36 protein-coding genes are annotated in these 26,700 nt (G+C 33.6%); 13 read left to right on the top strand and 23 right to left on the bottom strand.

Annotated features, from left to right (window positions below):
- The first annotated feature begins 128 nt into the window (after nucleotides 1-128).
- On the top strand, nucleotides 129-1,151 hold the full coding sequence (gene galE / locus KF896_03895; protein MBX3042838.1) for a UDP-glucose 4-epimerase GalE: 1,023 nt from the start codon (nucleotides 129-131) through the stop codon (nucleotides 1,149-1,151).
- Here galE and KF896_03900 read toward each other — a convergent pair.
- The 3 genes from KF896_03900 to KF896_03910 are packed head-to-tail and all read right to left on the bottom strand — an operon-like array spanning nucleotide 1,146 to nucleotide 4,114.
- Nucleotides 1,146-2,459, bottom strand: coding sequence for a hypothetical protein (locus tag KF896_03900; protein ID MBX3042839.1), 1,314 nt, complete (start codon nucleotides 2,457-2,459; stop codon nucleotides 1,146-1,148). The genes galE and KF896_03900 overlap by 6 nt on opposite strands.
- Before the next feature lies 1 nt (nucleotide 2,460).
- Entirely contained in the window at nucleotides 2,461-3,681 is a 1,221-nt protein-coding gene (pcaF, locus tag KF896_03905) for a 3-oxoadipyl-CoA thiolase (protein MBX3042840.1), read from the bottom strand.
- Nucleotides 3,674-4,114, bottom strand: a complete 441-nt coding sequence (locus KF896_03910; GenBank protein MBX3042841.1) for a hotdog fold thioesterase — start codon at nucleotides 4,112-4,114, stop codon at nucleotides 3,674-3,676. Before KF896_03910 ends, pcaF begins: the two co-directional genes overlap by 8 nt.
- A 134-nt stretch (nucleotides 4,115-4,248) precedes the next feature.
- Between KF896_03910 and KF896_03915 the strand changes: the two genes are divergently transcribed.
- The 3 genes from KF896_03915 (at nucleotide 4,249) to KF896_03925 (ending at nucleotide 5,986) form a co-directional block, all read left to right on the top strand.
- Nucleotides 4,249-5,097 carry a hypothetical protein gene (locus KF896_03915; protein MBX3042842.1) on the top strand — a complete coding sequence of 283 codons (849 nt, stop codon included), beginning with the start codon at nucleotides 4,249-4,251 and terminating at the stop codon, nucleotides 5,095-5,097.
- Nucleotides 5,098-5,109: 12 nt separating this feature from the next.
- A complete protein-coding gene (locus tag KF896_03920) occupies nucleotides 5,110-5,316 on the top strand; it encodes a hypothetical protein (protein ID MBX3042843.1) in 207 nt (68 codons plus the stop codon).
- 190 nt (nucleotides 5,317-5,506) lie between these two features.
- Nucleotides 5,507-5,986 (top strand): peptidylprolyl isomerase, encoded by a 480-nt coding sequence (locus KF896_03925; GenBank protein ID MBX3042844.1) that lies wholly within the window; start codon nucleotides 5,507-5,509, stop codon nucleotides 5,984-5,986.
- Nucleotides 5,987-6,171: 185 nt separating this feature from the next.
- Here KF896_03925 and KF896_03930 read toward each other — a convergent pair whose 3' ends face one another.
- Nucleotides 6,172-6,633 (bottom strand): VOC family protein, encoded by a 462-nt coding sequence (locus tag KF896_03930; GenBank protein ID MBX3042845.1) that lies wholly within the window; start codon nucleotides 6,631-6,633, stop codon nucleotides 6,172-6,174.
- A gap of 220 nt (nucleotides 6,634-6,853) precedes the next feature.
- Between KF896_03930 and pssA the strand changes: the two genes are divergently transcribed.
- The 5 genes from pssA (at nucleotide 6,854) to KF896_03955 (ending at nucleotide 9,122) form a co-directional block, all read left to right on the top strand.
- On the top strand, nucleotides 6,854-7,627 hold the full coding sequence (gene pssA / locus KF896_03935) for a CDP-diacylglycerol--serine O-phosphatidyltransferase (GenBank protein MBX3042846.1): 774 nt from the start codon (nucleotides 6,854-6,856) through the stop codon (nucleotides 7,625-7,627).
- A gap of 65 nt (nucleotides 7,628-7,692) precedes the next feature.
- On the top strand, nucleotides 7,693-7,947 hold the full coding sequence (gene purS / locus KF896_03940; GenBank protein ID MBX3042847.1) for a phosphoribosylformylglycinamidine synthase subunit PurS: 255 nt from the start codon (nucleotides 7,693-7,695) through the stop codon (nucleotides 7,945-7,947).
- An 8-nt stretch (nucleotides 7,948-7,955) separates the two neighbouring features.
- Complete coding sequence (purQ, locus tag KF896_03945; protein ID MBX3042848.1) at nucleotides 7,956-8,648, top strand: phosphoribosylformylglycinamidine synthase subunit PurQ; 693 nt, start codon at nucleotides 7,956-7,958, stop codon at nucleotides 8,646-8,648.
- A gap of 27 nt (nucleotides 8,649-8,675) precedes the next feature.
- Complete coding sequence (locus tag KF896_03950; GenBank protein ID MBX3042849.1) at nucleotides 8,676-8,858, top strand: twin-arginine translocase TatA/TatE family subunit; 183 nt, start codon at nucleotides 8,676-8,678, stop codon at nucleotides 8,856-8,858.
- Between the two features lie 18 nt (nucleotides 8,859-8,876).
- On the top strand, nucleotides 8,877-9,122 hold the full coding sequence (locus tag KF896_03955) for a twin-arginine translocase TatA/TatE family subunit (protein MBX3042850.1): 246 nt from the start codon (nucleotides 8,877-8,879) through the stop codon (nucleotides 9,120-9,122).
- Between the two features lie 197 nt (nucleotides 9,123-9,319).
- On the opposite strand, the gene KF896_03960 is transcribed toward KF896_03955, so the two are convergent.
- From KF896_03960 to KF896_03980, 5 genes are all read right to left on the bottom strand, one after another.
- On the bottom strand, nucleotides 9,320-9,778 hold the full coding sequence (locus KF896_03960) for a hypothetical protein (protein ID MBX3042851.1): 459 nt from the start codon (nucleotides 9,776-9,778) through the stop codon (nucleotides 9,320-9,322).
- Between the two features lie 164 nt (nucleotides 9,779-9,942).
- Nucleotides 9,943-10,593: a phosphopantothenoylcysteine decarboxylase gene (locus KF896_03965; GenBank protein ID MBX3042852.1), complete on the bottom strand. Its 651-nt coding sequence runs from the start codon at nucleotides 10,591-10,593 to the stop codon at nucleotides 9,943-9,945.
- The gene (locus tag KF896_03970; protein ID MBX3042853.1) at nucleotides 10,590-11,339 is read right to left on the bottom strand and encodes a hypothetical protein; all 750 of its coding nucleotides are present in this window, start codon (nucleotides 11,337-11,339) and stop codon (nucleotides 10,590-10,592) included. Before KF896_03970 ends, KF896_03965 begins: the two co-directional genes overlap by 4 nt.
- Before the next feature lie 32 nt (nucleotides 11,340-11,371).
- The gene (locus KF896_03975) at nucleotides 11,372-12,250 is read right to left on the bottom strand and encodes an endonuclease/exonuclease/phosphatase family protein (GenBank protein ID MBX3042854.1); all 879 of its coding nucleotides are present in this window, start codon (nucleotides 12,248-12,250) and stop codon (nucleotides 11,372-11,374) included.
- 22 nt (nucleotides 12,251-12,272) lie between these two features.
- On the bottom strand, nucleotides 12,273-12,794 hold the full coding sequence (locus tag KF896_03980; protein ID MBX3042855.1) for a UpxY family transcription antiterminator: 522 nt from the start codon (nucleotides 12,792-12,794) through the stop codon (nucleotides 12,273-12,275).
- A 183-nt stretch (nucleotides 12,795-12,977) separates the two neighbouring features.
- Between KF896_03980 and KF896_03985 the strand changes: the two genes are divergently transcribed.
- The 3 genes from KF896_03985 to KF896_03995 are packed head-to-tail and all read left to right on the top strand — an operon-like array spanning nucleotide 12,978 to nucleotide 16,319.
- The gene (locus tag KF896_03985; protein MBX3042856.1) at nucleotides 12,978-14,441 is read left to right on the top strand and encodes a glutamate--tRNA ligase; all 1,464 of its coding nucleotides are present in this window, start codon (nucleotides 12,978-12,980) and stop codon (nucleotides 14,439-14,441) included.
- The gene (locus KF896_03990; GenBank protein ID MBX3042857.1) at nucleotides 14,434-14,907 is read left to right on the top strand and encodes a hypothetical protein; all 474 of its coding nucleotides are present in this window, start codon (nucleotides 14,434-14,436) and stop codon (nucleotides 14,905-14,907) included. Before KF896_03985 ends, KF896_03990 begins: the two co-directional genes overlap by 8 nt.
- Nucleotides 14,904-16,319, top strand: coding sequence for a sigma-54-dependent Fis family transcriptional regulator (locus KF896_03995; protein MBX3042858.1), 1,416 nt, complete (start codon nucleotides 14,904-14,906; stop codon nucleotides 16,317-16,319). The genes KF896_03990 and KF896_03995 overlap by 4 nt, the downstream gene beginning before the upstream one ends.
- Before the next feature lie 187 nt (nucleotides 16,320-16,506).
- On the opposite strand, the gene KF896_04000 is transcribed toward KF896_03995, so the two are convergent.
- From KF896_04000 to KF896_04025, 6 genes are all read right to left on the bottom strand, one after another.
- Nucleotides 16,507-16,830, bottom strand: coding sequence for a DUF5615 family PIN-like protein (locus KF896_04000; protein MBX3042859.1), 324 nt, complete (start codon nucleotides 16,828-16,830; stop codon nucleotides 16,507-16,509).
- The gene (locus KF896_04005; GenBank protein MBX3042860.1) at nucleotides 16,814-17,047 is read right to left on the bottom strand and encodes a DUF433 domain-containing protein; all 234 of its coding nucleotides are present in this window, start codon (nucleotides 17,045-17,047) and stop codon (nucleotides 16,814-16,816) included. Before KF896_04005 ends, KF896_04000 begins: the two co-directional genes overlap by 17 nt.
- A gap of 190 nt (nucleotides 17,048-17,237) precedes the next feature.
- The gene (locus tag KF896_04010; protein ID MBX3042861.1) at nucleotides 17,238-17,822 is read right to left on the bottom strand and encodes a hypothetical protein; all 585 of its coding nucleotides are present in this window, start codon (nucleotides 17,820-17,822) and stop codon (nucleotides 17,238-17,240) included.
- Nucleotides 17,822-18,586 (bottom strand): hypothetical protein, encoded by a 765-nt coding sequence (locus KF896_04015; protein ID MBX3042862.1) that lies wholly within the window; start codon nucleotides 18,584-18,586, stop codon nucleotides 17,822-17,824. The genes KF896_04010 and KF896_04015 overlap by 1 nt, the downstream gene beginning before the upstream one ends.
- Nucleotides 18,587-18,899: 313 nt before the next feature.
- Entirely contained in the window at nucleotides 18,900-19,379 is a 480-nt protein-coding gene (locus KF896_04020; GenBank protein ID MBX3042863.1) for a DUF2306 domain-containing protein, read from the bottom strand.
- Entirely contained in the window at nucleotides 19,372-20,094 is a 723-nt protein-coding gene (locus KF896_04025; protein MBX3042864.1) for a DUF1211 domain-containing protein, read from the bottom strand. Before KF896_04025 ends, KF896_04020 begins: the two co-directional genes overlap by 8 nt.
- Nucleotides 20,095-20,229: 135 nt before the next feature.
- Here KF896_04025 and KF896_04030 point away from each other — a divergent pair, with 135 nt between their 5' ends.
- Complete coding sequence (locus tag KF896_04030) at nucleotides 20,230-20,373, top strand: hypothetical protein (protein ID MBX3042865.1); 144 nt, start codon at nucleotides 20,230-20,232, stop codon at nucleotides 20,371-20,373.
- Between the two features lie 35 nt (nucleotides 20,374-20,408).
- On the opposite strand, the gene KF896_04035 is transcribed toward KF896_04030, so the two are convergent.
- The 8 genes from KF896_04035 to KF896_04070 form a co-directional block, all read right to left on the bottom strand.
- Entirely contained in the window at nucleotides 20,409-20,546 is a 138-nt protein-coding gene (locus KF896_04035; protein MBX3042866.1) for a hypothetical protein, read from the bottom strand.
- A gap of 18 nt (nucleotides 20,547-20,564) precedes the next feature.
- Complete coding sequence (locus KF896_04040; protein MBX3042867.1) at nucleotides 20,565-20,969, bottom strand: dihydrofolate reductase family protein; 405 nt, start codon at nucleotides 20,967-20,969, stop codon at nucleotides 20,565-20,567.
- 118 nt (nucleotides 20,970-21,087) lie between these two features.
- Nucleotides 21,088-21,471 (bottom strand): hypothetical protein, encoded by a 384-nt coding sequence (locus KF896_04045; GenBank protein MBX3042868.1) that lies wholly within the window; start codon nucleotides 21,469-21,471, stop codon nucleotides 21,088-21,090.
- A 2-nt stretch (nucleotides 21,472-21,473) separates the two neighbouring features.
- The gene (locus KF896_04050) at nucleotides 21,474-21,860 is read right to left on the bottom strand and encodes a VOC family protein (GenBank protein ID MBX3042869.1); all 387 of its coding nucleotides are present in this window, start codon (nucleotides 21,858-21,860) and stop codon (nucleotides 21,474-21,476) included.
- A 309-nt stretch (nucleotides 21,861-22,169) separates the two neighbouring features.
- Nucleotides 22,170-22,961, bottom strand: a complete 792-nt coding sequence (locus KF896_04055; GenBank protein MBX3042870.1) for a hypothetical protein — start codon at nucleotides 22,959-22,961, stop codon at nucleotides 22,170-22,172.
- 257 nt (nucleotides 22,962-23,218) lie between these two features.
- Complete coding sequence (locus KF896_04060; GenBank protein MBX3042871.1) at nucleotides 23,219-23,752, bottom strand: hypothetical protein; 534 nt, start codon at nucleotides 23,750-23,752, stop codon at nucleotides 23,219-23,221.
- A 356-nt stretch (nucleotides 23,753-24,108) separates the two neighbouring features.
- A complete protein-coding gene (locus KF896_04065; GenBank protein MBX3042872.1) occupies nucleotides 24,109-25,431 on the bottom strand; it encodes a GTPase in 1,323 nt (440 codons plus the stop codon).
- Nucleotides 25,432-25,684: 253 nt separating this feature from the next.
- Nucleotides 25,685-26,638, bottom strand: coding sequence for a TerC/Alx family metal homeostasis membrane protein (locus KF896_04070; GenBank protein ID MBX3042873.1), 954 nt, complete (start codon nucleotides 26,636-26,638; stop codon nucleotides 25,685-25,687).
- Nucleotides 26,639-26,700: the final 62 nt, after the last annotated feature.

Consider the following 26,700-nt stretch of genomic DNA (forward strand, 5'->3'; position numbering starts at 1 on the left):
CTCAGTCTAATTGGTTAATCATTTAGTTTGCATTCTCGATTTATAAAAAACTTTGAATTGATGAAATCAAAATTCAATATTAAGTAATACAAATCGTTTAATTTAATTTATAATTAATATCTCAGAAAATGGCAAAAGTACTTGTAACCGGTGGCACCGGATATATCGGCTCTCACACTGCAATAGAACTAATTGGTCTGAATCATGATGTCGTTATAATTGATAATCTTGCAAATTCCGAAATCAAAACACTTGACAGAATAGAAAAAATTACCGGTATCAGACCGATATTCTATAATGCTGACGTTACAGATTTTGAGCAACTAAATCAAATTTTTACTGATAATCCTGATATTCATTCAGTTATACATTTTGCAGCATACAAGGCAGTCGGTGAATCGGTAAATTTCCCTTTAATGTATTACACAAATAATATTGGTGGTTTGCTGAGTTTAATTAAGGTAATGGAAAAATTCAAATGTAAAAATTTGATTTTTTCGTCTTCATGTACTGTATATGGTCAGCCGGATATTCTTCCTGTAAGCGAGACGACACCCTTGCAGCCAGCAAATTCACCTTATGGCAACACAAAAAAAGTTTGTGAAGATATAATAAAAGATTATATTGAATCAGGCAAGGAAATGAGAGCAATTCTTTTAAGATATTTTAATCCTGTGGGAGCTCATCCGTGTGGTTTAATCGGAGAACTCCCACAAGGAATACCCAACAATCTGATGCCATTTATAACTCAAACAGCACTTGGATTAAGAGAAAAACTAATGGTATTCGGAAATGATTATAACACACCCGACGGTACAGCTATACGTGACTATATTCACGTAAGCGACCTAGCTGATGCACATATTAAAGCAATTGAATATCTTGATTCAAAACCTGATAATTTTTTGGATATTTTCAATGTTGGTACCGGTGAAGGATTTAGTGTTTTACAAGTTATCGAAAGCATCAATAAAGTATTGGACAAGCCTCTTCCCTACCAAATTGTTGACAGAAGAGCAGGCGATATTGAAAAAATTTGGGCTGATTCAACGAAAGCAAATAATTTTTTAAACTGGAAGCCTAAATATAACCTTGACGATATGACAGCTACATCATACAAATGGGAATTAAATTTAAGAGCCGATTCATAATTTTTTTGAAGAATTCTTATCAGTGTAATGGACGATACCTGCAAAAACTAAGAAAGAGATGATATATCCTGCAAAGGAAATCAAATTCACTTTCAAGTCACCATGCCATGTCCAGAGGTCTAAGAGCGGGAAGTCCGAGCCTATAGGAGTCAGAAATGATATTTTGCTTGGAAAATCGTTAGGATAATCAGGCGTAGCCCAGAATAAACGCATATTTATGATTTGTAAAACAGTTAGATACCAAAATATTAATTTTGATTTGAATACATCAAATTCACTTGCTATTCGCATAATCATAATATAAACAACAGGCATTGACCAGTAAACAAGCCTTTCAGTATCCGAGCCTCCTGCCAAACCTAAAATCGCAATTAGTATCATAAAATAAGCAGATAATTTATTATTTTTCATATAAATATATGCATACTTCCATTTGTAAATAACAATAAACAGAACAGGACCAAATGCTAAAAGCCATGAGTGTAAATACATAAATAATGACTTTCTGTAAATCCAGCTAAATGCTGAGTTAACAAATGAATATGATGAACTGCTTTCTACAAGAAATCGAATAATAATAATTCCCGCTATTCCGGACAAAAACGGAATTAAACCTGATTTATCAGTAAATTTGATAATAGGTAAATAACTTAATAATTTATTTTTTGTTAAATTATTATCTCTCTTTGAAACACTGATACTTGCAAGAATAAATACTAAGGCAGGAATTAACCCGATTTCTCTGACAAAAACTGAAATGAAAGTGAGAATCGAGAACAAAATGATACTGAATTTTTTATTTCCGGAATTACTAAAAATATTGTAAAGCACTATCAGCAAAATCAATGTGAGCAGAACTGATACAGGATCAGAATGCACAGGATAAAACCACGACAATCTCAGAGGAGAATGCCAGGCACCCGCAAACAAAAAGACCGGAATTATACGATGATAAATATTTTTGAAATAGAGACTAAGCCAAAATAATAGTGCAAAAGGAATAAGAGAACCTGCTGTAATATTTACAATCCTGAACCCATACAGAATATCATCCGGAGATACAATAGATGCAAGAAATGGAGTTCCGACACGATAAACAAAAGGAGCTCTTGCAGTTGGTGTATTGCCTTTAGCAAAATCTTCAGCTATCTTGTGATATTCAACACCATCGAAACCACTGCCTTCATTATAAGTGATTTCATTTTGAAAATGATAAGACAAAACGTTTACGGCAATAACCAACAAGGCTGTGATTATAATCTCAAGCCCAGTCGGAAACCTACCAACTTTTTGTCCAAATATTGACATCTTAAGTTACATTTTCAATAATTACAGCATAGCCCTGCCCCACTCCAATACACATTGTACAAAGGGCATACTTTAAGTTTCTTAGCCTGAGTTCATAAGCAGCAGTTGTCAGCAATCTTGCTCCTGACATTCCGAGGGGATGACCAAGAGCAATAGCGCCGCCATTTGGGTTAATTCTCGGGTCATCATCATCAAAACCCCAGCTGCGAATGCATGCAAGCCCCTGTGCTGCGAATGCTTCATTAAGCTCAATAATATCAATATCATTAAAAGTCAATCCTGCCTTTGCAAGTGCTTTAATTGATGCTTTCACAGGACCAATTCCCATAATTCTCGGCTCTACTCCAACTACTGCAGAAGATACAATTCTTGCAATTGGTTTTAGATTATGTAATTTTGCGGATTCATCATCAGCAATTAAAAGAGCAGCAGCTCCATCATTCACACCCGATGAGTTGCCTGCAGTAACGCTGCCTATTGATTTGAAAGCAGGTTTGAGCCTGGCAAGAGCTTCAATAGTTGTTTCAGGTCTTATGAACTCATCATCTTTAAATATAATGGGTTCACCCTTTCTCTGAGGAATTTCTACCGGTACAATTTCAATATTAAACCTTCCATCAGCTCTTGCATTCGTAGCTTTCATCTGAGAATTATAAGCAAACAAATCCTGAGATTCCCGGTCAACATTATACTGCTCTGCTACATTCTCGGCAGTTTCTCCCATAGTATCGGTCCCATACTGAGCTTTAAGCTTTGAATTCGGAAATCTCCAGCCGATTGTTGTGTCATAAATCTCAGGTACTCTTCCGAAAGCTGTATCACTTTTAGCCATTACAAAAGGAGCACGACTCATACTTTCTACACCACCGGCAATAAACAGAGAACCATCCCCGGATTGAACTGCTCTTGATGCATTAATTACAGCCGACATACCCGAAGCACAAAGTCTGTTAACGGTTTCACCCGGAACTGTATACGGCAAACCTGCAAGAAGCAGTGCCATACGGGCAATGTCGCGATTATCTTCGCCTGCCTGATTAGCACACCCAAGGATAACATCATCTATTGCTTCAGGGTCTAAATCCGGATTTCTATTGATTAGTGCATTGATAGCAATTGCAGCCATATCATCAGGTCTTACAGGTGATAAGGCACCACCATACTTACCGATAGGGGTTCTTACTGCATCACAAATATATGCTGATTTAGTAGTATTACTCATTACTAATTACCGTATTATTGATTAAAAATTCTTTTTCAGTTCTGTAAACTGTTCCTCTGAAAACGCCAATCATAACACCATGTTGGTTTTTTATAAACACATCATAAATACCAATTTTATTTGTGATTGTAATTTCCACCGATTCAGCAGTCAGAATATCGCCTACTTTTGATGATTCTGGATAGCTCATTTTGGCATTAAGCGAAACTGAAATTCTGCCATAAGAATTTGCTGCAAAAGCAAGACATGAATCAGCCAATGAGTAGCTAACTCCGCCGTGCAGAATATCAAATCCGTTGAGCATATCATCGCGTACCAACATCTCGAGTTTGGAATAGCCTTCAGATATTTCTATTATTTTAATACCCAGATGCTTACTAAACCTATCTCCTGAGAACATCTGATTTACTATTTGATTTGATTTTGCCAGCATTTAGTACAAAGGAATTTTACATAATTTGGTATTGACGAATAAAAAACTCAATATTTTTTAATTAAAACTAATCAAGCACTAATGAAAGAATCAATACGTCATTATTTTTATGTATCATAAACATATTTATCATAATGAAAAACCTATTAAATCAAGTAATAAATATTTCAAAAAATCCGTCTGTCAGTATAATATTAAATACTCACAGAACCAAGCCCGATAATATGAAAGACCAAACTCTACTGAAGAATTTAATTAAAGAAGCAGAAACAAGACTCTTGGAAAATTATGACAAAAAATTGGCTCAAATCTTAATTGAAAAATGCAATGAATTAAGTGATTCTATTGACCACAATTATAATCTCGAAAGTTTAGTTTTATTTGTTAGTGAGGATTTTGCAGATTTCACAAGACTTCCTGTTGAAGTAGAAAATCGTGTTATAATTGATAATAATTTCGCAACACGAGATTTAGTAAGAGCATTACATTATGAAACTTCATACTTTGTTCTGGCTCTGAGTCGTGATAAAGCAAGGCTTATTTTAGCACATACCGATAAAGTAGTAGAAGAAATTACCGAAGGATTTCCTTTCGACAACACTCTTTATACAACAGATAAAATAAAATTATCGTCTTCAAAGGGTCAGGATAATTTGATTGAAGAATTTTTCAACAGAATAGACAAAAATTTGAATGAAATCAACAAAGAGAATAACTATCCTGTAATTTTAGCTACTGAAAGCAGAAATTACGACAATTTTATTAAAGTAGCTGATAAAAAAGAAATGATTGTTGGTCAAATTAATAAAAATTGGGACAATGATGAAGCCCATAACATAGTGCCTGAAGCATGGCAACAAATGAAATCATATCTTTCAGAAAGAAATAATGAACGAGTTTCAGAACTAAAAATTGCTGTCAGCACGGGAAAATTTTTAAGCGATATAACTGATATTTGGAATGCTGTAAATCAAGGACGCTGAAAAACACTTTTTGTGAAAAAGGGATATTTTCAACAGGCTGAAATTTCAAATGGCTCAGTCAAATTATTGGATGGCAAAATTTCAGACGGCATCAATTTCATTAATGATATAATAGATGAAATGATTGAAATAAATCTTAAATTTGGCGGTGATACAGTCTTCCTTGAGGGCGATGAATTATCAGATTTTCAGAGTATTGCGTCAACAGTACGTTTTTAATTTGAAATGTTTAAATTAACATAATTATGAAACATTTTTTTTTCTTATTCGTTTAGTTATCGTTGTTAAACTAATCCGGTAAATTTTTATGACTTTTTTAAAAAATCTTTTATTACTAACTATTGCAGTATCTATAATTATGATAACATCAAATGAAAGTGCTGAAGCACAATCAAATCCAAGATACGAAATGACAGTATCTCAAAAAGGTGAAGTAATCGGCACTATTATTTTAGAGCTTTTCCCCGATAAAGCACCAAAGCACGTGAAAAATTTTGACAGTCTCGTAGCAGCTAAATTTTATGATGGCTTAGCTTTCCATAGAGTAATCCCCGGATTTATGATTCAGGGTGGTGACCCAAATACTAAAGACAAGCCAAGAGAAACTTGGGGTATGGGCGCTCCCGGGCAAACTCGCGTACCGGCTGAATTCAATGACACTAAGCATGTAAAAGGCATTTTGTCTGCAGCAAGAACTCAAGACCCGAACAGTGCAACTTCTCAGTTTTTCCTAATGCATGGAACATCACCTCATCTTGACGGTCAGTACACAGCTTACGGCAAAGCTGTTTCAGGTCTTGAAGTTATTGATTTAGTAGCTAATACTAAAAGAGATGCAAAAGATAACCCACTTGAAAAAGTTACTTTCTCTATCAAAAAAATTAAGTAAATTTTTCTGACTTATAGATTTTCTGAAAAATGGGCTTCGTCACTTTAGATGAAGTCCATTTTCTTTTAAGTATTATACTCGGAATTTGCAATAAAGTTGAACAAAATTATTTTTAAAAAAAGGCTATCTCCTCATGAGATAGCCCCAAAAAGAGCTTTTGAGCAGTGTGATTTGATTTCACTTATTTAATCTGATAATACGGCTATAACATCATCAGGTGCCTGCACAAGTTCAACTAATACGCCTTCTGAGCAAAGCGGAAACTCTTCGTTACCTTTAGGATGAATAAAGCAAACATCAAATCCGGCAGCACCTTTTCTTATGCCACCAGGAGTAAATCTCACACCTTGTGCAGTAAGCCAATCTACAGCTGATTTCAAATCATCAATCCACAGACCGATATGATTAAGCTGAGGTTCGTGTACTTTTGGTTTCTTTTCAGCATCAAGAGGCTGCATCAGGTCAACTTCGACAGCATAAGGACCTTTACCCATACGTAAAATATCTTCATCAACATTTTCAGAGGCACTTGAAAAAGTATGAACTTTCTCCAAACCCATTATATTTACCCAGAAATTCGATAATTTACCTTTGTCAAGTCCGCCGATTGCTACTTGCTGGATACCTAAAACTTTAAATGGTCTCATAATTTCAATCTTTATTTTTAAAAAATACAAAGTTACATTTTCAAATTTAATAAATTTTATTGAAATTTTAGCAATATAATGTGAAAAGTGAAATTTAAATTTTCATTTTTTATCTACAATTCTCCCAATAAAAGAAATTTTTCGCAAGTGTAATGAAATAAGTTTGATGATTGAAGAATTTATCTTATTTTTGAAGATTACATGTTGACTAATAAAATAAATGAATAAAATAAGAGTAACAAAATCGCTCGTACCTAATCTGCTGACATTGGTAAATCTCTTCTCGGGATTTGCAGCAATAGTCTATACAGCAGAGGGAGATATCAAGCGAGCTGCATTATTTATATTTATTGCAGCGATATTTGATATGCTTGACGGACTTGTCGCTCGTCTAATCAATGCAGCAAGCGAGTTTGGTGCAGAACTTGATTCACTTTGCGATGTAGTATCTTTTGGAGTAGCACCATCATATATGCTATATAAAGTATATTTTTATCAATTTAATGAGTTTGGTATTCTGCTTGCAGCTCTTCCGGCACTAACAGGTGCAGCCAGACTTGCAAGATTCAATATTCAGCTCACAAGTCTTGAAGATAAAATATATTTTAAAGGGCTTCCAATTCCATCAGCAGCACTAACAATTATATCATTTATTTTATTCGCAGATTTTTATTCCTTTGGAAATTCAAGCTTGACATCAGTTATATTCATTGGATTGACACTTGTTGTTGCTTATTCAATGGTATCAACCGTTAAGTTTGACAACATTCCAAGACCATCTAAAAAGTCATTTCAGCAACGTCCGATAATCATGGTATTATTCATAATTGGACTTTTAGCTTCAATTATATCGTTCGGAAAATTAGTCTTTGCATTTATGTTATTTTATATTTTGGCAAGTACAATCAGGCATTTATATCACTTTATCAAAGATACAAGGGAACCTGATGATGAGCTTGACGATATTGAAGAATCGGAGCCAACTCCGTTTTAATTTGCAATAAATTAACAAATAATCAGTTATAAAGTTTATATTCAAGAATTGGTAAAAAAATGAAAATATTTAAAGCTAAAATCAACATAACTTTGAGAGAAAGCATCCTCGATGTTCAGGGTAAAACTATTGAGCATGCCCTTCATTCGCTCGAATATCAAAATCTCAATCACGTCAGAATTGGCAAATATGTAGAAATCAACGTTACAGCAGTGAGTCCGGAAGCAGCTTATGAATCGGTTTCATCCGCTTGCTCGAAACTAATTGCTAATCCGATAATTGAAGATTATTATATAAATATTGAAGAAATCAGCGAGTGAGTGCAATTATGAAGTATGGAGTTGTAGTTTTTCCGGGTTCAAATTGCGATCATGATGCTTTTTATGCTGTATCCGGCAATGCTGGTTATGATGTTGAATACCTTTGGCATAAAGACAGTAGCATACCGTCTGATATAGATTGCATAATACTTCCCGGTGGTTTTTCTTATGGTGATTATCTCAGATGCGGTGCTATTGCACGCTTTTCACCAGTTATGAATGAAGTAATTAAATTTGCTGACAGTGGAAAGTATGTCATCGGAATTTGTAATGGATTTCAGATTTTGACTGAGTCAGGTTTGCTCCCCGGGACTTTACTTAAGAACAATAACCTGAAATTTATATGTAAAGATGTTTATCTTAAGGTTGAAAATAATAATACTGATTTTACACATCAGTATTCTGAATTTCAGATAATCAGAATACCTATTGCTCACGGCGAAGGCAATTATTTTGCTGAAACAGATGTAATTAATAAACTTGAAGATAATAATCAGGTTATATTCAGATATTCATCACCTGATGGTGAGATAAATATGGAAAACAATCCTAACGGCTCAATAAATAATATAGCAGGTATAATTTCAAAAAATGGGAATGTACTTGGAATGATGCCTCACCCTGAAAGATATAGCGATAATCTTTTAGGTTGTAATGACGGAATTGACATTTTTAATTCAATAGCAAAAAATTTAATTTAAACATAGGTGAGAATTATGACATTAGCAATGTTTGGAATGCCCGGTGGAATGGAATGGATTTTAATCATTCTTGTAATTGTACTTCTTTTCGGTGCTAAGAAAATCCCAGAATTGATGAAAGGTTTGGGAAGCGGTATTAAAGAATTCAAAAAAGCCGCAAACACTGAAGAAGAAGAAAAAAAGAACACTCAACATTTACCGGTTGATTAATTCACAAAAGGCTAATAGATGTTTGATGTTGGTGGTGGCGAACTTATTTTTATTATTTTAGCAATTCTGGTTCTTTTTGGACCCAAGAAGATACCCGAGTTTGCTAAAATGATAAAGAAAGGTATTACTGAAGTGAAACGTGCTCAAGCATCTTTCACTGAGCAAATTACTGATGTATCCGGTGAAATTAATAAGCAAACTGCATCTATAAAAAGCAAAGTGGAGCAAGACCTTGACTTGAAGAATGACCAGAAGCAATCTTAATATTCAGATTGCTTCTTCATTTTTATTTTGAATTATTGTATTTCCAACTTTTGGAAATTTTACCGGTATAATTATTTTAAGACATCTTTAATTTTTATTTCATTTTACTTGATAATCGGGGAAAATTGGACAAGTACTTTTTTTAATCGTCTCCCCTGCTCAATAACAACTTAAAAAGTAAAAATAAATATTGCAAATCATTGTTTATTTAAAGTTACAAAATATGTAATCAAAGTATCTTTGAAATTGAAACCGCTATCAATAATACTGTAATTAATCTTAAGTTGTCCTTCAATTGACATTTTATTTTCCGACAACTGCCCCTCAAAGTGATAATTTGAAAATCCCACAAATTTAATTTTTACATCAGGAGTTGCAAAAATACCATCTACATTATCAACCAAATGCCTTTCTATAGTTTGTGAAGAAGTACCTTTAATGCTTTTGTGAAAACCATACAAGTCTCCATTTCCAGAAATTAAACCATTTTTTGAAGTAATTTCACATGTATATCTTGCAGTGTCTTTATCTATGATAGTTTGACCTTTCCAAGTACCGTCAACATCAGACTTTACAGGATTAGTTGAACTGTCATCACCGCATGACCACAAGAATATAAATAATGATGCCAAAATTAGTAAAAATCCTCTTTGCATTAGAAAACCTATATAAAATTGATAAAAAGTAATTTACAAAAATATAAAATATTTATTAAATATTGTAGTATTAATACAAACAATAAAAGAAAATGAGTTCTATTAACTTACTTAAAATTTATTTTTCCTGAATAGCCCAATTAATTAATGATACCAAAGAATTTTTAGGACATGATTTGCTTTAAAATAATTTCAGCACAATCACTTTTACTCATAGGTAAATAATCAGTGATATCCAGATTTTTACTTATAATAGAAATAGTATTATAGTCACCTCCGAATCCGCTTCTATCACCTCCTGATTTATTTGCAATTATCAAATCGCAGTTTTTTCTTTGGAGTTTTGCTATAGCATTTTCAATCAAATTTTCTGATTCCAAGGCAAAGCCAACAAGAAACTGCCTATCATTTTTGATTTTGCCGATTTCGAATAGTATATCTTTTGTTTTTTCAAGTTCAATTATAGGACTATCACCAGCCGTTTCCTTCTTGATTTTCCCCTTTACTGGATTCTTTGGCTTATAATCAGCAACAGCTGCAGACATTATAAAAATATCAGTTTTACCAAAATATTCCATTGTAGCATTATACATATCATCAGCACAAACAACATTAATTCGGTTTATCCCGCTTGAGCATTTTAAATTTACCGGTCCTGACACTAAAATAACCTCAGCCCCATATTCAAAAGCCTTTTCAGCAATAGCAAATCCCATTTTTCCGCTCGAATGATTGGATATAAATCTTACATCATCAATCTTTTCTTGAGTTGGTCCGGCTGTAATTAATATTTTAGTACCTTTGAAAAAATTCATAAATTACTCTTTTTTTTAAGTAATTCATAATCGAGTTCAGCATTCCATTTGTCTTTTGAAATTGATTCTTCAATCGGTTCGGTAGCATTGTCAAAAATATGATTCAAAGGTGAATCATCATTATTAATAATATTATCGTTTTTAGAATATGTAACATTGGTCTCATATCTTGTCTCAGAGCTATTTTTCAGAGTTTCTTCCAATACTGTTACTATATCCTCAATATCAGGAAACCTTCCCGGACCAACGAAACCGCTGGATAAATCACCCTCAACAGGTGGAATAATCAAAGCTCCATCCTGACGAACCAATTCCAATGAACGTTGAGTTGCGGGGTGAATCCACATTGTAGAATCCATCGCAGGTGAAACTAAAAGAGGAATTTCGGTAGGAAGTGCAATAGCTACTGAAACAAGAGGTGTATCGCAAATGGAGTTCGCAAGTTTGCCAAGAGTTGTTGCAGTGCAGGGTGCAATTAACATAGCGTCGCAATTATGAGCAAGCTCAATATGCCAGGCACCTGATGTTTGGGATTCAGCATCAAACATATCTACAATTACTTTATTTCTGCTAAGATTTGCCATTATCAGAGGAGTAGTAAATTCAGTTGCCGATTTAGTCATTAATACATGAACTTTTGCACCTTTTTTTATAAGCTCTCTTACAAGAAGAGGAGCTTTGTAAGCAGCTATAGAGCCTGTTACACCTAATAAAATTGTCTTATTTTCAAGAATATTTTTTTTCATTTTTAATTGTTTAAATTAATTAAATAAATTATTTAGTCATTGTCAGGCATGATTATATCAAATGCTACTACAACCGGACAATGATCTGAAATCTTCTCTATTTCACTTTTAGTATAAGCATATTGAATATTATAAATAAACTGGCTGTTGGCGTAATATCTGGTTGCAGCTGATTGATTGACTACAATATGGTCTATTAAGTCCCAGTTTGGATTTACACAGCTTTTATTGTCCTGAGTCAGGAATATAAACTGCCCGTCATCAACAAGCGGAACCATATTTTTAGATTTCGGGCGTATTGGATTGTCATTGAAATCGCCTACAATAATGATATCTTGTTCGGTTGAATTATTAACTATTGAATCAGCCCAATTTCTGAGCACTTCAGCTTGTTGTTTTCTCATATCATAGCTGGCAAATCGCATTTCTTGAGTGCTGTCATATCTTGAAGTTGATTTTAAGTGAACGACCATCATAATCCAGTCAAAATTTCCTTTTTTGGCTGAAATTACAAGTCCGGCTCTGGTTTTATTTTTTACTACAGCAAGAGGTTCGTAATTCTCAATGAACTCGACTTTAACTTCTTTTTTGAATACAATAGCCGGATTTTGTATATAACCGGTACTACCCATAATATATTTATAATCAGGCAAATATTTCATTACTCTTTTCAAAGCATCTTCATTTTCGATCTCCTGAAGACCCAAAATATCTGCTCCGGTATTGATTATAACACTTGCAAGACGTTGATAATCGCGTTCGTTTCTCATCAGTCTGTCACCAACACCATCACCCAACCATTCAATGTTGAAAGTGCCCACTACTACTGTTTGATTTTTGTCAAAAGATACTTTTGAGCAGGAAGCTAATCCAATAAAAAATATGATTATAAGTATTTTTAAGAGTTTCATTTTTTCTCCATCATATATCATTTTAAATTTTTATACTATCTTTATTTATAGTAACAAGCATTGTCTTGTTTATACTTTCGATTTCAATAATCAGTTTATTTTTTCCTTTAGACTCCAGATATCTGCCTTTATAACCTTTGAAAATTCCAGAAGAAATAAAAATTTCAGTTCCTTGTTCAAGTATTCCGTCTATAACTTCAATTTCAGTTTTCTGGCTTAGAATATTTTTTATTAAATCAATTTCCGAATCACGAATAACAGCAGGTATATTATTAAACTTGATGAACCTTACTATGCCGGGAAATTTTAAAACATCAAACAATCTAAATTTTGGTATTCTGATGAAAATATAAGAAGTGAACAGAGGCATTTCGACAATTTTCTTCCTGTCACTCCAGTTTCTTTCAGATTTAACAAGTGGCAAATATGCTTCATACCCATTGACAATAAGACCCTCATAGACTTTTTTTTCATACCTGCTTCGGGTATAAAAAGGATACCATTTCGGAGTTAAATCGTCTTGATTGTTAGAACCGTTATTCATCAAAATTAATTAATAAAAACATAAATTAACAATTTATTTTGACGTTTTTTAGTTTATAGTATTACAATCGAATTAATAGTATTATTTTTGTATGTTACTGAAGTACGTTTTTTCAGAAATAATTTTGAAAATCGTCTTAATTTTTGTATTTATGTAAGTTTATTAAAAGCATAAAGGAAAAAAGTGGAAATCAGAGTAAGATTTGCTCCATCACCAACAGGATATTTACACGTAGGCGGACTTCGGACTGCCTTATATAATTATCTTTTTGCCAAAAAAAATAACGGCAAAATGATATTAAGAATAGAAGATACAGATAGAACAAGATTAGTCGCAAATGCTCAGGAAAATTTGATTGATGCTTTGAAATGGGCTGGAATTGATTATGATGAAGGACCGGATAGTCCGGGTAATTATGGTCCTTATGTGCAATCTGAAAGATTGGAAATATATAAGAAATACGCTTTAGAATTGGTTGACAAAGGAAAAGCATACTATGCATTTGACACAACTGTAGAAATTGATGCTATGCGAAAAGCTTCATCAGAAACTTTTGGTGCTAAATACAACAGGTATGCTATGAGAAATTCATTCACATTAGGCGAGATAGAAACCCAAAAACTACTTGATTCAAATTCTGATTACGTAATAAGATTATTTGTTCCTTTCAATGAAGAAGTTATCTTTGCCGACAGAATAAGAGGCGAAGTCAGGGTTAGTACAAACGACATTGATGATCAGGTACTTCTAAAATCTGATGGTTTTCCAACCTATCATCTGGCAAATGTTGTTGATGACCATCTTATGAAAATATCTCATGTCATTAGGGGTGAGGAATGGCTTCCATCAACACCTAAGCATGTATTATTATATCAATATTTTAGCTGGCAGGTTCCTGAATTTGCTCATTTACCTTTGCTTCTTAACAAAGACAAATCCAAACTCAGCAAACGCCAGGGATCAGTAGCCGTAGAAGATTTCAGAGATAAAGGTTATTTGCGGGATGCTTTTGTAAATTTTATTGCGCTTTTAGGTTGGAATCCTTTTGCTGATAGGGAAATATATAATATTAACGAACTTATAGAATTCTTCAATCTCGATAAAGTTAATAAAGGCGGTGCTGTATTTGATACCCAAAAGCTTGACTGGATGAACCAACAATATTTAAAATCCGCAAATGCAGATGATTTTATTACTGAAATATCTGATATAATATATAAGAAATTCGGCAAAGTTTTCTCCGATGATTATTTGAAAAAAATATTCAATTTATTTAAAGAAAGGATTACTTTTGTAAGTCAAATTCCTGAAATTGCTGAATATATGTTCACCGATATTAAAGAATATGACTTAGACTATATGAAAAAAAGATGGCTTGACGATTCTGAGAGCTTAATGCTGCAACTTATTGAAAAATATAACACCATTGATTCATTTACTCACGACGATATTTCAAATATTACAAAAGATTTTGCTAATCATAACGGTAAAAAATTAGGTGATATAATTCATCCTATCAGACTTATGATTACAGGTATTGCCAGTGGAGCAAGTATGTTCCATACTATGGAAATATTAGGAAAAAACAATTGCATTGATAGAATGAAGCTTTTTCTGAATTCAAAACCATATTCAAATAATGGATAAAAAGAATAAACATAGAATTTACTTTTTGCTGTTTGTAATTCTGTCAGTTACATTTTATTTGATTACAGGCTGTACTTCTGTTCCAAAGCCACCCGATTGTATTAACAAATCAGCTCTGAATGCGGTGCTTTCCTGGGGCGAATCTAAGAATGGTGAGATTGATGAGTACTATATTCTTAAGATGAATGGAGAAATCAGTAAGGTTAAGGGAGACATCTCATCAAGACTTAGTTTTATGCCACCTGATAGTCTTTGCGAAATACTTAAGGAAATTGGACGTCTGATAATTGAAGTACAAAGTCTTAATGTTCCGGCTGATCATAATAATTTTATTATGTACAAAAATCCGGATAGAGACTATTTTTTCAGAGCATTGTGGAATCCTGAATTTGATAATTCGGGCAATCGGGATTTCAAAAAACTCTATTCAAGACTTGATAATTTAATTGATAAAGAAAAAAAATGATTGTATTAATAGTTGATGATAATAAAGATTTTAGTTCTACACTTGCTGATATAGTCGGTTCTTTCGGCTATGAGACAAAAACAGTTCACAGTCCCGCTGATGCTTTCAATTTTACTCAAAGGTATCATAAAAGCATAGGACTTGCTTTGCTTGATATTGAATTCGCACCTGAGGAAACTCTTGATGGACTTGATATTTTAGAACATATAAGAAAAAATTATCCTTCAATTCCCGTTGTCATGATTTCCGGCAAAGGAACGATTGAATCAGCAGTTCGTGCAACAAAGCTCGGTGCAGTGAATTTTATCGAAAAAAGTATTGTCAGCAAAGAAAAAATTAGAAATGTCCTTGAAACAAGTCTTGCAACGACTGATAAAAAAGGTGAATCTGAGGACATTAGAAAGTTTTTAGAAGCAAATGGAATTATTGGCAAAAGCAAATCAATGTTATCAATTGGCGATAGTATAATCCGCTATGGCAGAACTGATTTAAATGTAATGATTACAGGTGAAACCGGAACAGGTAAGAAACTTGTTGCCAAAGCGCTTCATGCCGCAAGTCGCAGAGCAAAGAGCCCCTTTGTTACTGTGGATATACCCAATATCCCAAGGGAACTTTTTCAAAGTGAACTTTTCGGACATATTCGTGGCTCTTTCAGTGGAGCAACCGAAACCAAAAAAGGACTATTTCACGAAGCTAACAAAGGTAGTATTTTCCTTGATGAGATTGGTGAAATGACTCTCGATTTACAATCTAATCTTTTCATACCTATTGAAGAGAAAGTCGTCAGAAGAGTTGGCTCTGTACAAAGCGAGGAAGTTGACATCAGATTTATTTCCGCTACCGATATGGACTTGATGAAATCAATGAAAGAAGGAAAATTCCGTGAGCAGCTCTACCACAGACTTCGTGAATGTGAAATTTCTATACCTCCTCTTTCTGAAAGGCGCGAAGATATTCATGATATTATTGAATTTTATGTCAAAAAACATAATGATGATTTCAGTGAAAGCAAGTTTTTCTCTCCATCTGCCATTGAATTTCTATGTGAGCAGACATGGCATGGTAATGTACGCGAACTGGCAAGTGTGATAAGAGTTGCAATGCAGACTGTTCAGCATGAACAAATTGAAGTAACCGAACTTCACAAAATTATAAATTCTAAAGCAATGTTCCATACAAGTGAAGATCGTGCTAAAGAATTTTTCTCAGATGGCAGAACTCTCAAAGAGGATTTGGCTGAAGTTGATAAGAAAAAAATCGAATCTATACTTCAGAAATACAATGGAAACGTTAGTAAATCCGCTGCTATGCTTGGTATAAGCAGAGAAACCCTACACAATAAAATTCGACGTTACGATGTGGATGTACAATTGTTCAGAATCAAAACTAAAAGAAGTGATAATATTTAAATAATTCTTTTGATTTTTAATAATATTTTTTTATGAAATGAGTTTTTAAAAAGGAAATTCCTATTGGAGTTATTCATTCATAGGACAATAGATGAATAGAACCTACATCATCTCAATAAATGATTTATAAAATTAAGTAAATTTCTACATTCTACCAAAATAAAATGAAAATTTAAAATAGATTCATTTAGTAATTAATTGGATAATAGTGCCCTTTGTTGAATTGTGAAACCTCATTCTTAAATTGTGGAATTAAAGGAATGATAGATTCTAATTTGCTGTTGATACTATTCAAAACTACAACTGCTATATTGTATCTTTTTATACTTTGCTGACTTGAAATATTTTTGTCAATTGTTAATAATATATCAAAATTATTTATTGAGCAATTTTTTAGAAGCTCACCATTTTTTAAGCCACTCCATCCCATTTCAGCAACGGTATAAACTTCAAAATCATTAAGATAGGTCTTTAGTTTCTTGGTTATACATTCATCAAGCAAAATTTTCATTTAAAATACTATAAGTGTTTTCAATCAATTTTTCAGAAATTTCAAGGACTTTTAATACTTGTTCTTTTGTAACTGAATCAAAATCATCAATGAAACTATCAATTGTTTCGCCGGATTCCAAATAGTCGAACAGGTTCTTCACAGGAACTCTTGTCCCGGTAAAAACCGCAGTACCAGCCAAAATCTCGTTGTCAATATTTACAGGATTATTTGTCATAGAATTTTATCAAATAAATTTGTCATACAAAATATGACATAATGTTCAGGAATTTATTTTAATGATTTGGAAAACTGAACTAAAATACCTTTGAAGTTGTCAACCTGCAATTAACTTGAATAGAAGCTCAGAGTTTTATTTAACCACGTCACCCGCCATTGAGCCAAACGCCTGTTGGCAGTAGTTGTTCTCATTTCCGTTCTTCCATTTCTTCTTCAAGCCTTTCACGTCTTTCTTGAATTGCGTCAAATATTCGTGAACATTCGTCACCTGTGCAGTTAGCTGCAATAAATCGTCTCCAATCTTCAACAGCGTCTTCAAGTTGGAAAGCAATGTCTGTAAGTCTTTGTGAGGTTGCTTCACAGTCAGTTTGTATTTTTATTCTAACTGCCTTCATTTCTTCTTTTTCAAGTTCAGGCAAATCACACTTTGTTTTGTCGCAACTTGTTTTTGCGGTTGAAGCAAATCGTTTCACATTATTGTGTAATGTCAATAAGCGATAAATAACACTTTCAGCCTGTGGCAACCACTTATCACTTGCTTGTCTTGTGGCTCTTTCGGTTTCCTTAGTATAACCCAACCAAAAAGCTAAAAGAAATAAGAATAAACTGAACAACACTTGAACAATAGGAGTAAAGTCGTCAGGTCTAACCGCTAAATAAATTGGAGCACCAATAAATACTAAGCCTGCAATTAGCCATTTCCACCAATTATCTTTGTTAATCCACTTATTTGAAGGCGGATTATAGTAGTCGTAATTTTCAATGTCAGCCATTATTTAAATAATTTATCTTCGATTAATTTGAGATTTTTATTTACAAAGAACATATCAGGTTCGTGTTTGATTGCACGAACTCGAATTTCAAATTGCGGGTCTTCGGGGGATTGATTGTCAAACAAAATAAGTCCAATACCAAACTGTCTGCATAGCGTATCAAGTCTCGTAATATCTTCAATCTGTGAGTTATTTGGAACAACGATATATGATTTGTGAGAAAATATTCTGTAAGCACAAGCCTGTCCAAAAGCAGTTATTAGTCCATTGCTGTCTGTTTTTATTTCACCTACTACAATCTCTGTTGGAAATTGAATAATGTCGCTACGTTTCGTTTCCCTTACTCCAACTACATCAGGTGTTCCCCATTTGTCGCGAAAAATATTACCGCCAAGTCCAATGGCACTTGTGCATTCTTCAAGTTCATTAACTAACCAGTCTGCAAACGGTTGGTAAAAGTCTTCTTCTTTAATTGATTTCTTTTTTGAAGTTTTTACGGCTGCTGTTGGTTGTTGGTCAGGTTGTGTTGCAAAGTCTTCTGTAAATTTTAAAAGTCGGAATACACCCCTGTCTGGCTTATAAACTTTGTCAGGAAATGTTGCTTCCAAATCCCAAGTCGCACCGCTAATTGTGTTTGGATTGAATGAATTGTTTTGTTCCAGAATTTTCCGTTTCAAGTCAGAATATCTAATGCCTTCAGGTTTTCCTTCCAAAACTTCAAGTGCAATTTTTCTTATCTGTCCTGTTATTGTTGTTGTCGCCATTTATAGGTTTATTTCATTTGTTACGTGTCGTGTTACAATTACTGCCAATAGTCAGGCGGTAGGCGAAGTCCACCGGATTTCTGCTTGCCGACATGTTCGGCGACGGTTCGATTCGCTTTTTATTTTCGCCTGCCGCCTGACTACTGCCCGCAAGATGAGCGAAGCGAATCTTGCTGAACGGTTACGTATATGAAACGTTTGGCATTTCGATGCACTTTCCTGTCAAGTTACAACCACTTTGGATACGGGCTGAAACGTTCGACAACTCACTATCTGCCAAATGTTTTATATACGATGTTGGCAGTAGTGCTTTCTATTTCACAAAGTAATTTCTCCATTTTCTTTCTTTCCAAAAAATAAATATCGACCCTATTAGAAATATTACTCCTGTTGCAATACCCACCATTGTATAAAATGGCTTTTCGGGAATTCTAACGCTTAATTCAGAAGCAAAAGCGGCATAAAGTCCTAAAACAGAGTAATACATAAACCACAAGTGAATAACCTTGTAATCTCTTTTTATGCCTTTAAGAAGTAAAGGAATCATACCGGCAATTAAGGTTGCGAAACCAACGAATGCTAGAATATGAAATATCCCAAACTTACCTGTTAAGTTGTATATTCCTAAGGCGGAACTACAAACTAAAATCATTGAAATTACATAAATGTAGCCTATCAGTTTATGTCTTTTTGTTCCTTTCGGCTTGAACAAAACATAAGCGCCTGCAATCATAGCAATTAGAGCGGTAGCAAGGTGAAACCACCCGAGTGAAGAGTTTACAAAGTCATACATTTTCAAATTCCTTTGATTTGTTTTTGAATTTATTATGCCATAGAATAATTAAAGGTGTGTATAGGCAATAAGTCACTCCCCCTACGACTGATGCCCAAATAAATGAAAACTCATTGATTATTAGGGTTAAAATTATTGATATCAAGGGTACCACAAACATTATTAGAAGTCTGTTTTTCTGAGATTTAGTGTAAAATTCTTCGAAAGCATTGAAATTTAATTCTGCTTTCAGTCTCAATGCTCTATGATAGAATAGATATAAAACAAAATAGAGCGCAAAAGCAACAAAGCCATAGTAAATCATAAGGTAGGGTACTTGGTCACCCTGAATATTAACAGCAATTTCAGTGTTAAAAAAGAAGTTGGTAAGGAACAAAGTCAAAAACCGTAGTGGGTAGACGTAAAAGATAACCAAAGCAATAAAAACCGTATTCAAAATGGTTAATCTCGTGTCATTAAGCGTGTAAACTTCCGAAAAGCCTAAATGCTCATTCCAAATGAGAACAATGAAAGAAATACTTATTAAGAACGCAGGTAGTGTCTTGGTAAACGTTAATAAGTCTTGAAACGAATTTGGGTTTGTCAGATTGAAAATGAGCAGGGTTATGGCAATTCCAAAAACAGCATCAGTCAAGTTGTCAAGTCTTGATGCAGTTTCACCCCGATATTTTATTCTCGGGTCGTGCTTTCTATTTTTTAATAATTCATTTCTCATTGTTGTCTGTTCTTTTGCATTACTGCCAATAGTCAGGCGGTAGGCGAAGTCCACCGGATTTCTGCTTACCGACATGTTCGGCGACGGTTCGATTCGCTTTTTATTTTCGCCTGCCGACTGACTACTGCCGGCAAGATGAGCGAAGCGAATCTTGCTGAACGGTTTGCAGCTATACGTAGGCAGGGATTTTCACCGCTGAACTTCCTACGAAGAACTGAACTTCAAATTTACCACTTTTCTGTCCTACGAAGCACGAAACCCCTGCTTGCGTATAGGTGATGTTAGCGGGTTGTTGTTTTTCATTCGTCCAGTTTTTACTTGTACATCATTTCGTATGTTAAAAGTAAATTTCCTGAATTAAAATCTTTCTTTTCTTTTAAAACCAAAGAATTAAGTCTTTCTAAATCAAGAAACATTGGTTTGCCCTTTCCCAATAAAACAGGAACAATCATTAAGCGAAGTTCATCTAATTATTGTAAATTTACTAAGGATGAAATTAAATCTCCGCTTCCATAAACAATTATATCTTTTGAATAAGTGTTTTTTAGCTCACTAATTTTAGAAGGTAAGTCGTTTGAAATTAACTCAGCGTTTTTCCATTTTAAAGAAGTGAGAGTTTTAGAGAACACTACTTTCTTTGTTTCATTCATCAAAGTTGACATTTCTGGGTCTGACTGCATGGCCATTTCAGATGTCCAATACTCGTACATTCCTTCATAGGTCTTTCGACCATAAAAGATTGCTTCTACTGTTTTGAGTTGATTTAAAGCAAATGCGTTGAATTCTTCATCTACATTAAACCAATCAATCGTCTGGTCTGCTGCTTCAAAAAAGCCGTCAAGGCTTATAAGGTTAAATGCTACTACTTTTGCCATTGTTATTATTTTGTCTTTAATTACGCTAAAATTTATATTTGTATATCTCCTGCTCTAAATGACCATCCCATATGTTTTTCAATGTCTTGTCTTAAAATCATATTCAACTGAACGCCTGTTAGCGGGTCGTTGTTTTCTTTTCGTCATATTCTTTTACTTGTTTTTTGGTTGCAAGTCCTTTCCAACTTTGTTCAAGAATTTCAGTTAATAATTTTTTGTCATAATTATGTGTCCACATACAAATGTATGGATATGCTTTGAAGTGGTCAGGCAAATGAAAGATTTCAGGATGGCTGTCTAAATATTTGTCTCTGATTTCAAAGTTAAGTCGGATTGGAATAAATTCTCCACTGTCGTGAAGTCTGCACATTAATTTACCACGAACTTTTACAGATGGTGTTCCTTCGTGGGATACGCTTTCTTCTGTGTCGGGGAAAGTCAAAGCAATATTCTTTACTGCTTCAAAGTCCGAATAGGTAAAGTTTATAGCTTTGTTTTTCATTGTCAATTAGTTTGAGTGCTTACCGCCCAATAATTTCCTGCAAAATCATAGAAAGAACCCCTTGTATCTGGGTCGCCTTGTTTGTTAACTGGTTTTTCAATCAACTCACAGCCGTTCTCAATAGCTTTGTTAAAAGTCTCGAAAACATCTGGTACATAAATGTGAAGCATTGTCTTATTTGCTTCATAATTTTCAGTACTGTCACTAATCATTATCACAGAATCATCTAATTGCAATTCGATATGAGCAATTTTCCCGTTTTCGTGGTCAAATCTTCTTAAAGTCTTAGCTTCAAAAATAATAGTCAATAAGTCCACTAACTTTTGAGCATTGTCAATAATTAGATAGGGCGAAAGCGAATTGTAATTTTTAGGTTTATATTGTTTCATTTTCTTCTCTGTTTATTCTTTTGTTGTAGTTTTCGTTACAATGCCCGCTAATAGTCAGGCGGTAGGCGAAGTCCACCGGATTTCCGCTTACCGACATGTTCGGCGACGGTTCGATTCGCTTTTTATTTTCGCCTGCCGCCTGACTACTGCCCGCAAGATGAGCGAAGCGAATCTTGCTGAACGTTTTGGCGCTTGGCGCAGTGGCGGGTTTCGGAGTACAAAACTGTCAACCAAGCACATAAATAGAATGTTCATTTATCCACTCTGAAATCGCAATTTTGTCAAAATGCTTTTACAATTTTTTTTTTCTTATTTGATAACTTTAAGTTCTTGGCCAATTAGTGCGGTACTATTAATCCATCCTGTGCCAACAATATTGTCATTTCTATCATAAGCTTTTACTTCATACCAAGGTATATTATTTTTAGTCTTTACAGATAATATTGTTATTCTACTTTCAAGGGGCAATTCTTTAATTTTGTTCTTTGCTTCAATCGGGTTAGATGGATTAAGTTCTGGCATTAAAGGTGTAGATTTTGAAACTGAATAAGTCCTGCCCTTCTCAAGCGACTGGAAGTTGCCATATTTTGACTTTGTCTCAACTTTTGCATTTATTGGCAAGTAAAACATTATTTCATATTGTCCCATTCCTTTTTCCTTAAAATCTGGGAAAGGGTTATTTGAAAAAGGGACGACTGCATAAATTTTGATGCTATCTGAAATCTTGTCAACATCAAAACCAAGACCTGATACAGCCATATCTTTTTGTTTAGTTGCTAAATCAGCTTGCCATTTATTATTATCAAGAGATATTGTTTGAGTGCTTTTCAATTTACCGACAGTCGACTTCTCATATAGATAGCCTACAGAAAACTCGGAGGAGTTTCCTTTTTCCCAATATGATCGACTGACTGTTAATAAAACTTCAATATCATCAGGCAGGTCTGTTAAAATGGCAACGTCAAGTAAATTTCCATTTAAAGAATAATCAACTTTAAATTGTTCATAAATCTTTACTTGCTTATTTGATTTTTCAGTATTGTGATACTGATCAGTGTTTTTGTTATTTCCGCACGACACTAATGTCCCAACTATTGTCAAGATTATAAGACTTTGTTTCACTTTATTCATATTTCTCTTTTTAGTTTGTTTTTAAAAAAAGCGTGGTAACAAATATATAAACGCTATTGTCAAATTTTTATTAAATAAATTATCACTTATTTACTTCCTCTCAATAAATGATTTGCAAAATTACTGAATTTGCATCATTCCAGCTAACAAAGATAAATACTCTTAAAAAAACTTATAGAAGTAACGATGAACCATAATTATTTTTTTTAAAAGAAAAAAGATGTCAATTATTCGAAAAAGTTAATTTGCTCTAAAGTCCATTTATCATTTTTGACATCATACTGAATAGTAACAGCATATTTAGTTCTAATCACAGCACCGAATGAATTTTGAGAATCAACATAACCAGTTACAGTCCATTTCCCTAAATCAATATTATTAGCCGTATATTCTCTAATATTTCCAAACTTAGCAGTACTCGGACTTTTTAAATTATCTTTAACAAAGATTTGAGAAAAAGTGATAGCAGCAATTTCATTTGAGTTGGCCTTCTCTTTTTCTTTTTGTAGTTTTTGATTTTCTTTAGCCTCTCGTTCTACACTTTCATGAGCTAATCTTGCTCTTTCTTCAATTTCTCTTTGTTCTGGACTTTTTGAAGATTCATTGATAATTGAAACAACAAATAATACAACAATAAATCCTATAAAAGCGAGGAGTGTATATTTAAAATATGTCTTGTTGTATTTATACAACAAATATAGTAACCAAATCCCACCTGTTAATAAAATTAAAAATATATCAAGAAAAGTAATCTTTTTCATACGCAACTCCGATAAAAAAAAATATTTGATACATATACATGTTTATATTAAAATCAAATTTGATCCTATAAAATCATTTTAAAGTATAACAAAAATATGGAAAATAATTATCATTATCAAATATTATTTTTCAAATTCCAAAAAAATGCCCAATATTAAAAAAAATATTGGACATTTCACATCCTAACATTATAACTTTATAACTTTAAACATTATAACTTTAAACATTATAACTTTAAATACTATAACATTATAACTTTCAACATTATAACTTTATAACATTCAACATTATAACTTTCAACATTATAACATTATAACATTATAACATTATAACATTATAACATTATAACTTTCAACTATTTCAGTTTATCCATATCGCGTAAGATATCGCCGATTTTGGGAGCAGAGATTTCAGTTAATTCGTAATTGACGCGTGTGTATGGTTTGTCAATATTGATGAAACGTGCAAGATTAATCGGAGTACCAATCACTACTGAATCACATTCAGTATTATTGATAGTAGTTTCGAGGTCTTTCATCTGCTCGTCGCCGTAACCCATAGCAGGTAATAAAATACCGATTTCAGGATATTTTTCAAAAGTTTCAGTGAGCTTGCCAACTGTATATGGGCGTGGGTCAACATAATCAGCGGCGCCATATCTGCGTGCTGCGACCATACCTGCACCCTGATCCATTTCGCCGTGTGTAAGAGTAGGACCGTCTTCCACAACAAGAACGCGTTTGCCTTTGATGACTTTCGGGTCATCTACGATGATTGATGAAGCTGCAAGGATAATTTGAGTCGTTGGATTGTACTCACGAACATTATCAAGCACTTCTTCGATATCTTCAGGATAAGCGGAGTCAATTTTATTAACAACAATCACATCAGCCATACGGAGATTCACTTCACCCGGATAGTAGCTGATTTCGTGTCCCGGACGAAGCGGGTCAACAACTACGATTTGGAGGTCAGATTTGTAGAAAGGCATATCATTATTTCCGCCGTCCCAGATAATTACATCAGCTTCTTTTTCAGCTTCGCGAAGGATTGCTTCATAATCCACACCTGCATAAATTACACTGCCCATAGCGATATGCGGCTCGTATTCTTCCATTTCTTCGATAGTACATTTGTGCTTAGTCAAGTCTTCAATTGCAGCAAAACGTTGTACTTTCTGAGCTTCCAAATCACCATAAGGCATTGGATGGCGAACAGAAACAACTTTCTTGCCCATTGACATCAACTGGCGAACAACTTCGCGTGTTGTCTGGCTTTTACCGCAACCAGTACGAACTGCACAAATTGAAATAACCGGCTTAGTTGATTCAATCATAGTCGGAGTAGAACCCATCATTGAGAATTTTGCACCTGCTGCCATTACTCGTGAACCGATGTGCATAACTGTTGAGTATGGTAAGTCACTGTAAGATAATACACATTCATCAATGTTGTTTTCTTTGATAAGCATTTCGAGGTCGGCTTCGTCATAAATCGGAATGCCTTCAGGATATAATTCACCTGCGAGTGAAGCAGGGTATTTTCTACCGTCTATGTCCGGAATCTGAGCGGCTGTGAACGCAACCACGTTAAATAACGGGTTGTTACGATAAACCGTATTAAAATTGTGAAAATCTCTGCCTGCGGCACCGATTATAATCACATTAATTTTTTTCACTTTACACCTAAGTTTTTATTTTTAAAACACAAAAATTTGCGATTCATTTATTTCAAATCATTACATTTTGCTAAAATCAATAAACAATTACATAATTGTTAAAAGAATTTAACTTTTTGTTAAAGTTTCAATTACAAAAGTAAGAAAAATTATGTTAATAACAATTTTAAAATGTCAGAAAAAGTAAATTATTGATAATTTTAACTCATATTATAATCAAAATATGGTAAATATTAACAATAAAACCGAAATATTAAGAATCCGATTTATAAATTATTGACGGCAAAATTGAAAGAACAAGTATACTTCCGACTACTATTAGTGATATAATTGAATCAATATGATAAAACTCTGATACAAGCATCTTCAAACCAATATAAGAAAGGACAAGCCCAAGCCCGTACTTTAAATACTTAAACTTATTCATTGAGTTTGCCAGTAGAAAATACAAGGCTCTAAGACCTAATAATGCAAATATGTTCGATGTATAAAGGATAATCGGATCTTTAGAAATTCCAAAAATCGCAGGTATTGAATCAATTGCAAAAACAACATCGGTCATCTCAATCACGGCAACACAAACAAAAAGTGGAGTAGCAAGCCATTTGCCGTCAATTTTTGTAAAAAATTTACCTTCATCGAACTTGCCTGATACAGGAATAAACTTTTTGATTATTTTAACCATAGTATTTTCGCTTGACTCACCAAGAGATTCATGCTTTCTGAGTGTTTTAATACCAGCAAAAATAAGAAAAAAACCGAAGAAAATCAGAATCGGATTTAGTTTAACTAAAATGCCAAAAACTTCCATTTCAGGCAGATATGTCAAATTTATCAGCCAAACACCGGTAAAAATGAATATTGCTCTAAAAATAATTGCCCCAATGATGCCCCAATACAATACTTTGTGCTGATAAATTTCAGGTACTTTGAACATAGCAAATATCAAAACAAAAACGAAAAGATTATCAACCGATAAGGATTTTTCAATCAAGTATGCTGTTATATATTGTGTTGTTTTCACTCCTCCGTAATTATAATAAATAAACCACGAAAATGCCAAAGCAACTAATACCCAAACAATTGTCCAAATTAAGGCTTCCTTAGAGCTTACTTTGTGGGGTGTTTTGTTAAATACTCCCAAATCAATAACAAGCATTATTAACACAATAACGCCAAAAAAAATTAAAAGCAGAAGTTCTGACATAAGTTTAAAAAAAATAGTGGGAAAACATAATTCATTACAATTGGTTTAAAGATAAAAACGTC

This window comes from Ignavibacteriota bacterium, assembly GCA_019637995.1.
Classification (GTDB): Bacteria; Bacteroidota; Ignavibacteria; order Kapaibacteriales; family UBA2268; genus JANJTB01.

Coding starts and splice junctions, on each gene's coding strand:
- galE (MBX3042838.1), top strand. CDS start 129: ATGGCAAAAGTACTTGTAACCGGTGGCACCGGATATATCGGCTCTCAC.
- KF896_03900 (MBX3042839.1), bottom strand. CDS start 2,459: ATGTCAATATTTGGACAAAAAGTTGGTAGGTTTCCGACTGGGCTTGAG.
- pcaF (MBX3042840.1), bottom strand. CDS start 3,681: ATGAGTAATACTACTAAATCAGCATATATTTGTGATGCAGTAAGAACC.
- KF896_03910 (MBX3042841.1), bottom strand. CDS start 4,114: ATGCTGGCAAAATCAAATCAAATAGTAAATCAGATGTTCTCAGGAGAT.
- KF896_03915 (MBX3042842.1), top strand. CDS start 4,249: ATGAAAAACCTATTAAATCAAGTAATAAATATTTCAAAAAATCCGTCT.
- KF896_03925 (MBX3042844.1), top strand. CDS start 5,507: ATGACAGTATCTCAAAAAGGTGAAGTAATCGGCACTATTATTTTAGAG.
- KF896_03930 (MBX3042845.1), bottom strand. CDS start 6,633: ATGAGACCATTTAAAGTTTTAGGTATCCAGCAAGTAGCAATCGGCGGA.
- pssA (MBX3042846.1), top strand. CDS start 6,854: ATGAATAAAATAAGAGTAACAAAATCGCTCGTACCTAATCTGCTGACA.
- purQ (MBX3042848.1), top strand. CDS start 7,956: ATGAAGTATGGAGTTGTAGTTTTTCCGGGTTCAAATTGCGATCATGAT.
- KF896_03950 (MBX3042849.1), top strand. CDS start 8,676: ATGTTTGGAATGCCCGGTGGAATGGAATGGATTTTAATCATTCTTGTA.
- KF896_03955 (MBX3042850.1), top strand. CDS start 8,877: ATGTTTGATGTTGGTGGTGGCGAACTTATTTTTATTATTTTAGCAATT.
- KF896_03960 (MBX3042851.1), bottom strand. CDS start 9,778: ATGCAAAGAGGATTTTTACTAATTTTGGCATCATTATTTATATTCTTG.
- KF896_03965 (MBX3042852.1), bottom strand. CDS start 10,593: ATGAATTTTTTCAAAGGTACTAAAATATTAATTACAGCCGGACCAACT.
- KF896_03970 (MBX3042853.1), bottom strand. CDS start 11,339: ATGAAAAAAAATATTCTTGAAAATAAGACAATTTTATTAGGTGTAACA.
- KF896_03975 (MBX3042854.1), bottom strand. CDS start 12,250: ATGAAACTCTTAAAAATACTTATAATCATATTTTTTATTGGATTAGCT.
- KF896_03980 (MBX3042855.1), bottom strand. CDS start 12,794: ATGAATAACGGTTCTAACAATCAAGACGATTTAACTCCGAAATGGTAT.
- KF896_03990 (MBX3042857.1), top strand. CDS start 14,434: ATGGATAAAAAGAATAAACATAGAATTTACTTTTTGCTGTTTGTAATT.
- KF896_03995 (MBX3042858.1), top strand. CDS start 14,904: ATGATTGTATTAATAGTTGATGATAATAAAGATTTTAGTTCTACACTT.
- KF896_04000 (MBX3042859.1), bottom strand. CDS start 16,830: ATGAAAATTTTGCTTGATGAATGTATAACCAAGAAACTAAAGACCTAT.
- KF896_04005 (MBX3042860.1), bottom strand. CDS start 17,047: ATGACAAATAATCCTGTAAATATTGACAACGAGATTTTGGCTGGTACT.
- KF896_04010 (MBX3042861.1), bottom strand. CDS start 17,822: ATGGCTGACATTGAAAATTACGACTACTATAATCCGCCTTCAAATAAG.
- KF896_04015 (MBX3042862.1), bottom strand. CDS start 18,586: ATGGCGACAACAACAATAACAGGACAGATAAGAAAAATTGCACTTGAA.
- KF896_04020 (MBX3042863.1), bottom strand. CDS start 19,379: ATGTATGACTTTGTAAACTCTTCACTCGGGTGGTTTCACCTTGCTACC.
- KF896_04025 (MBX3042864.1), bottom strand. CDS start 20,094: ATGAGAAATGAATTATTAAAAAATAGAAAGCACGACCCGAGAATAAAA.
- KF896_04030 (MBX3042865.1), top strand. CDS start 20,230: ATGAGCGAAGCGAATCTTGCTGAACGGTTTGCAGCTATACGTAGGCAG.
- KF896_04035 (MBX3042866.1), bottom strand. CDS start 20,546: ATGATTGTTCCTGTTTTATTGGGAAAGGGCAAACCAATGTTTCTTGAT.
- KF896_04040 (MBX3042867.1), bottom strand. CDS start 20,969: ATGGCAAAAGTAGTAGCATTTAACCTTATAAGCCTTGACGGCTTTTTT.
- KF896_04045 (MBX3042868.1), bottom strand. CDS start 21,471: ATGAAAAACAAAGCTATAAACTTTACCTATTCGGACTTTGAAGCAGTA.
- KF896_04050 (MBX3042869.1), bottom strand. CDS start 21,860: ATGAAACAATATAAACCTAAAAATTACAATTCGCTTTCGCCCTATCTA.
- KF896_04060 (MBX3042871.1), bottom strand. CDS start 23,752: ATGAAAAAGATTACTTTTCTTGATATATTTTTAATTTTATTAACAGGT.
- KF896_04070 (MBX3042873.1), bottom strand. CDS start 26,638: ATGTCAGAACTTCTGCTTTTAATTTTTTTTGGCGTTATTGTGTTAATA.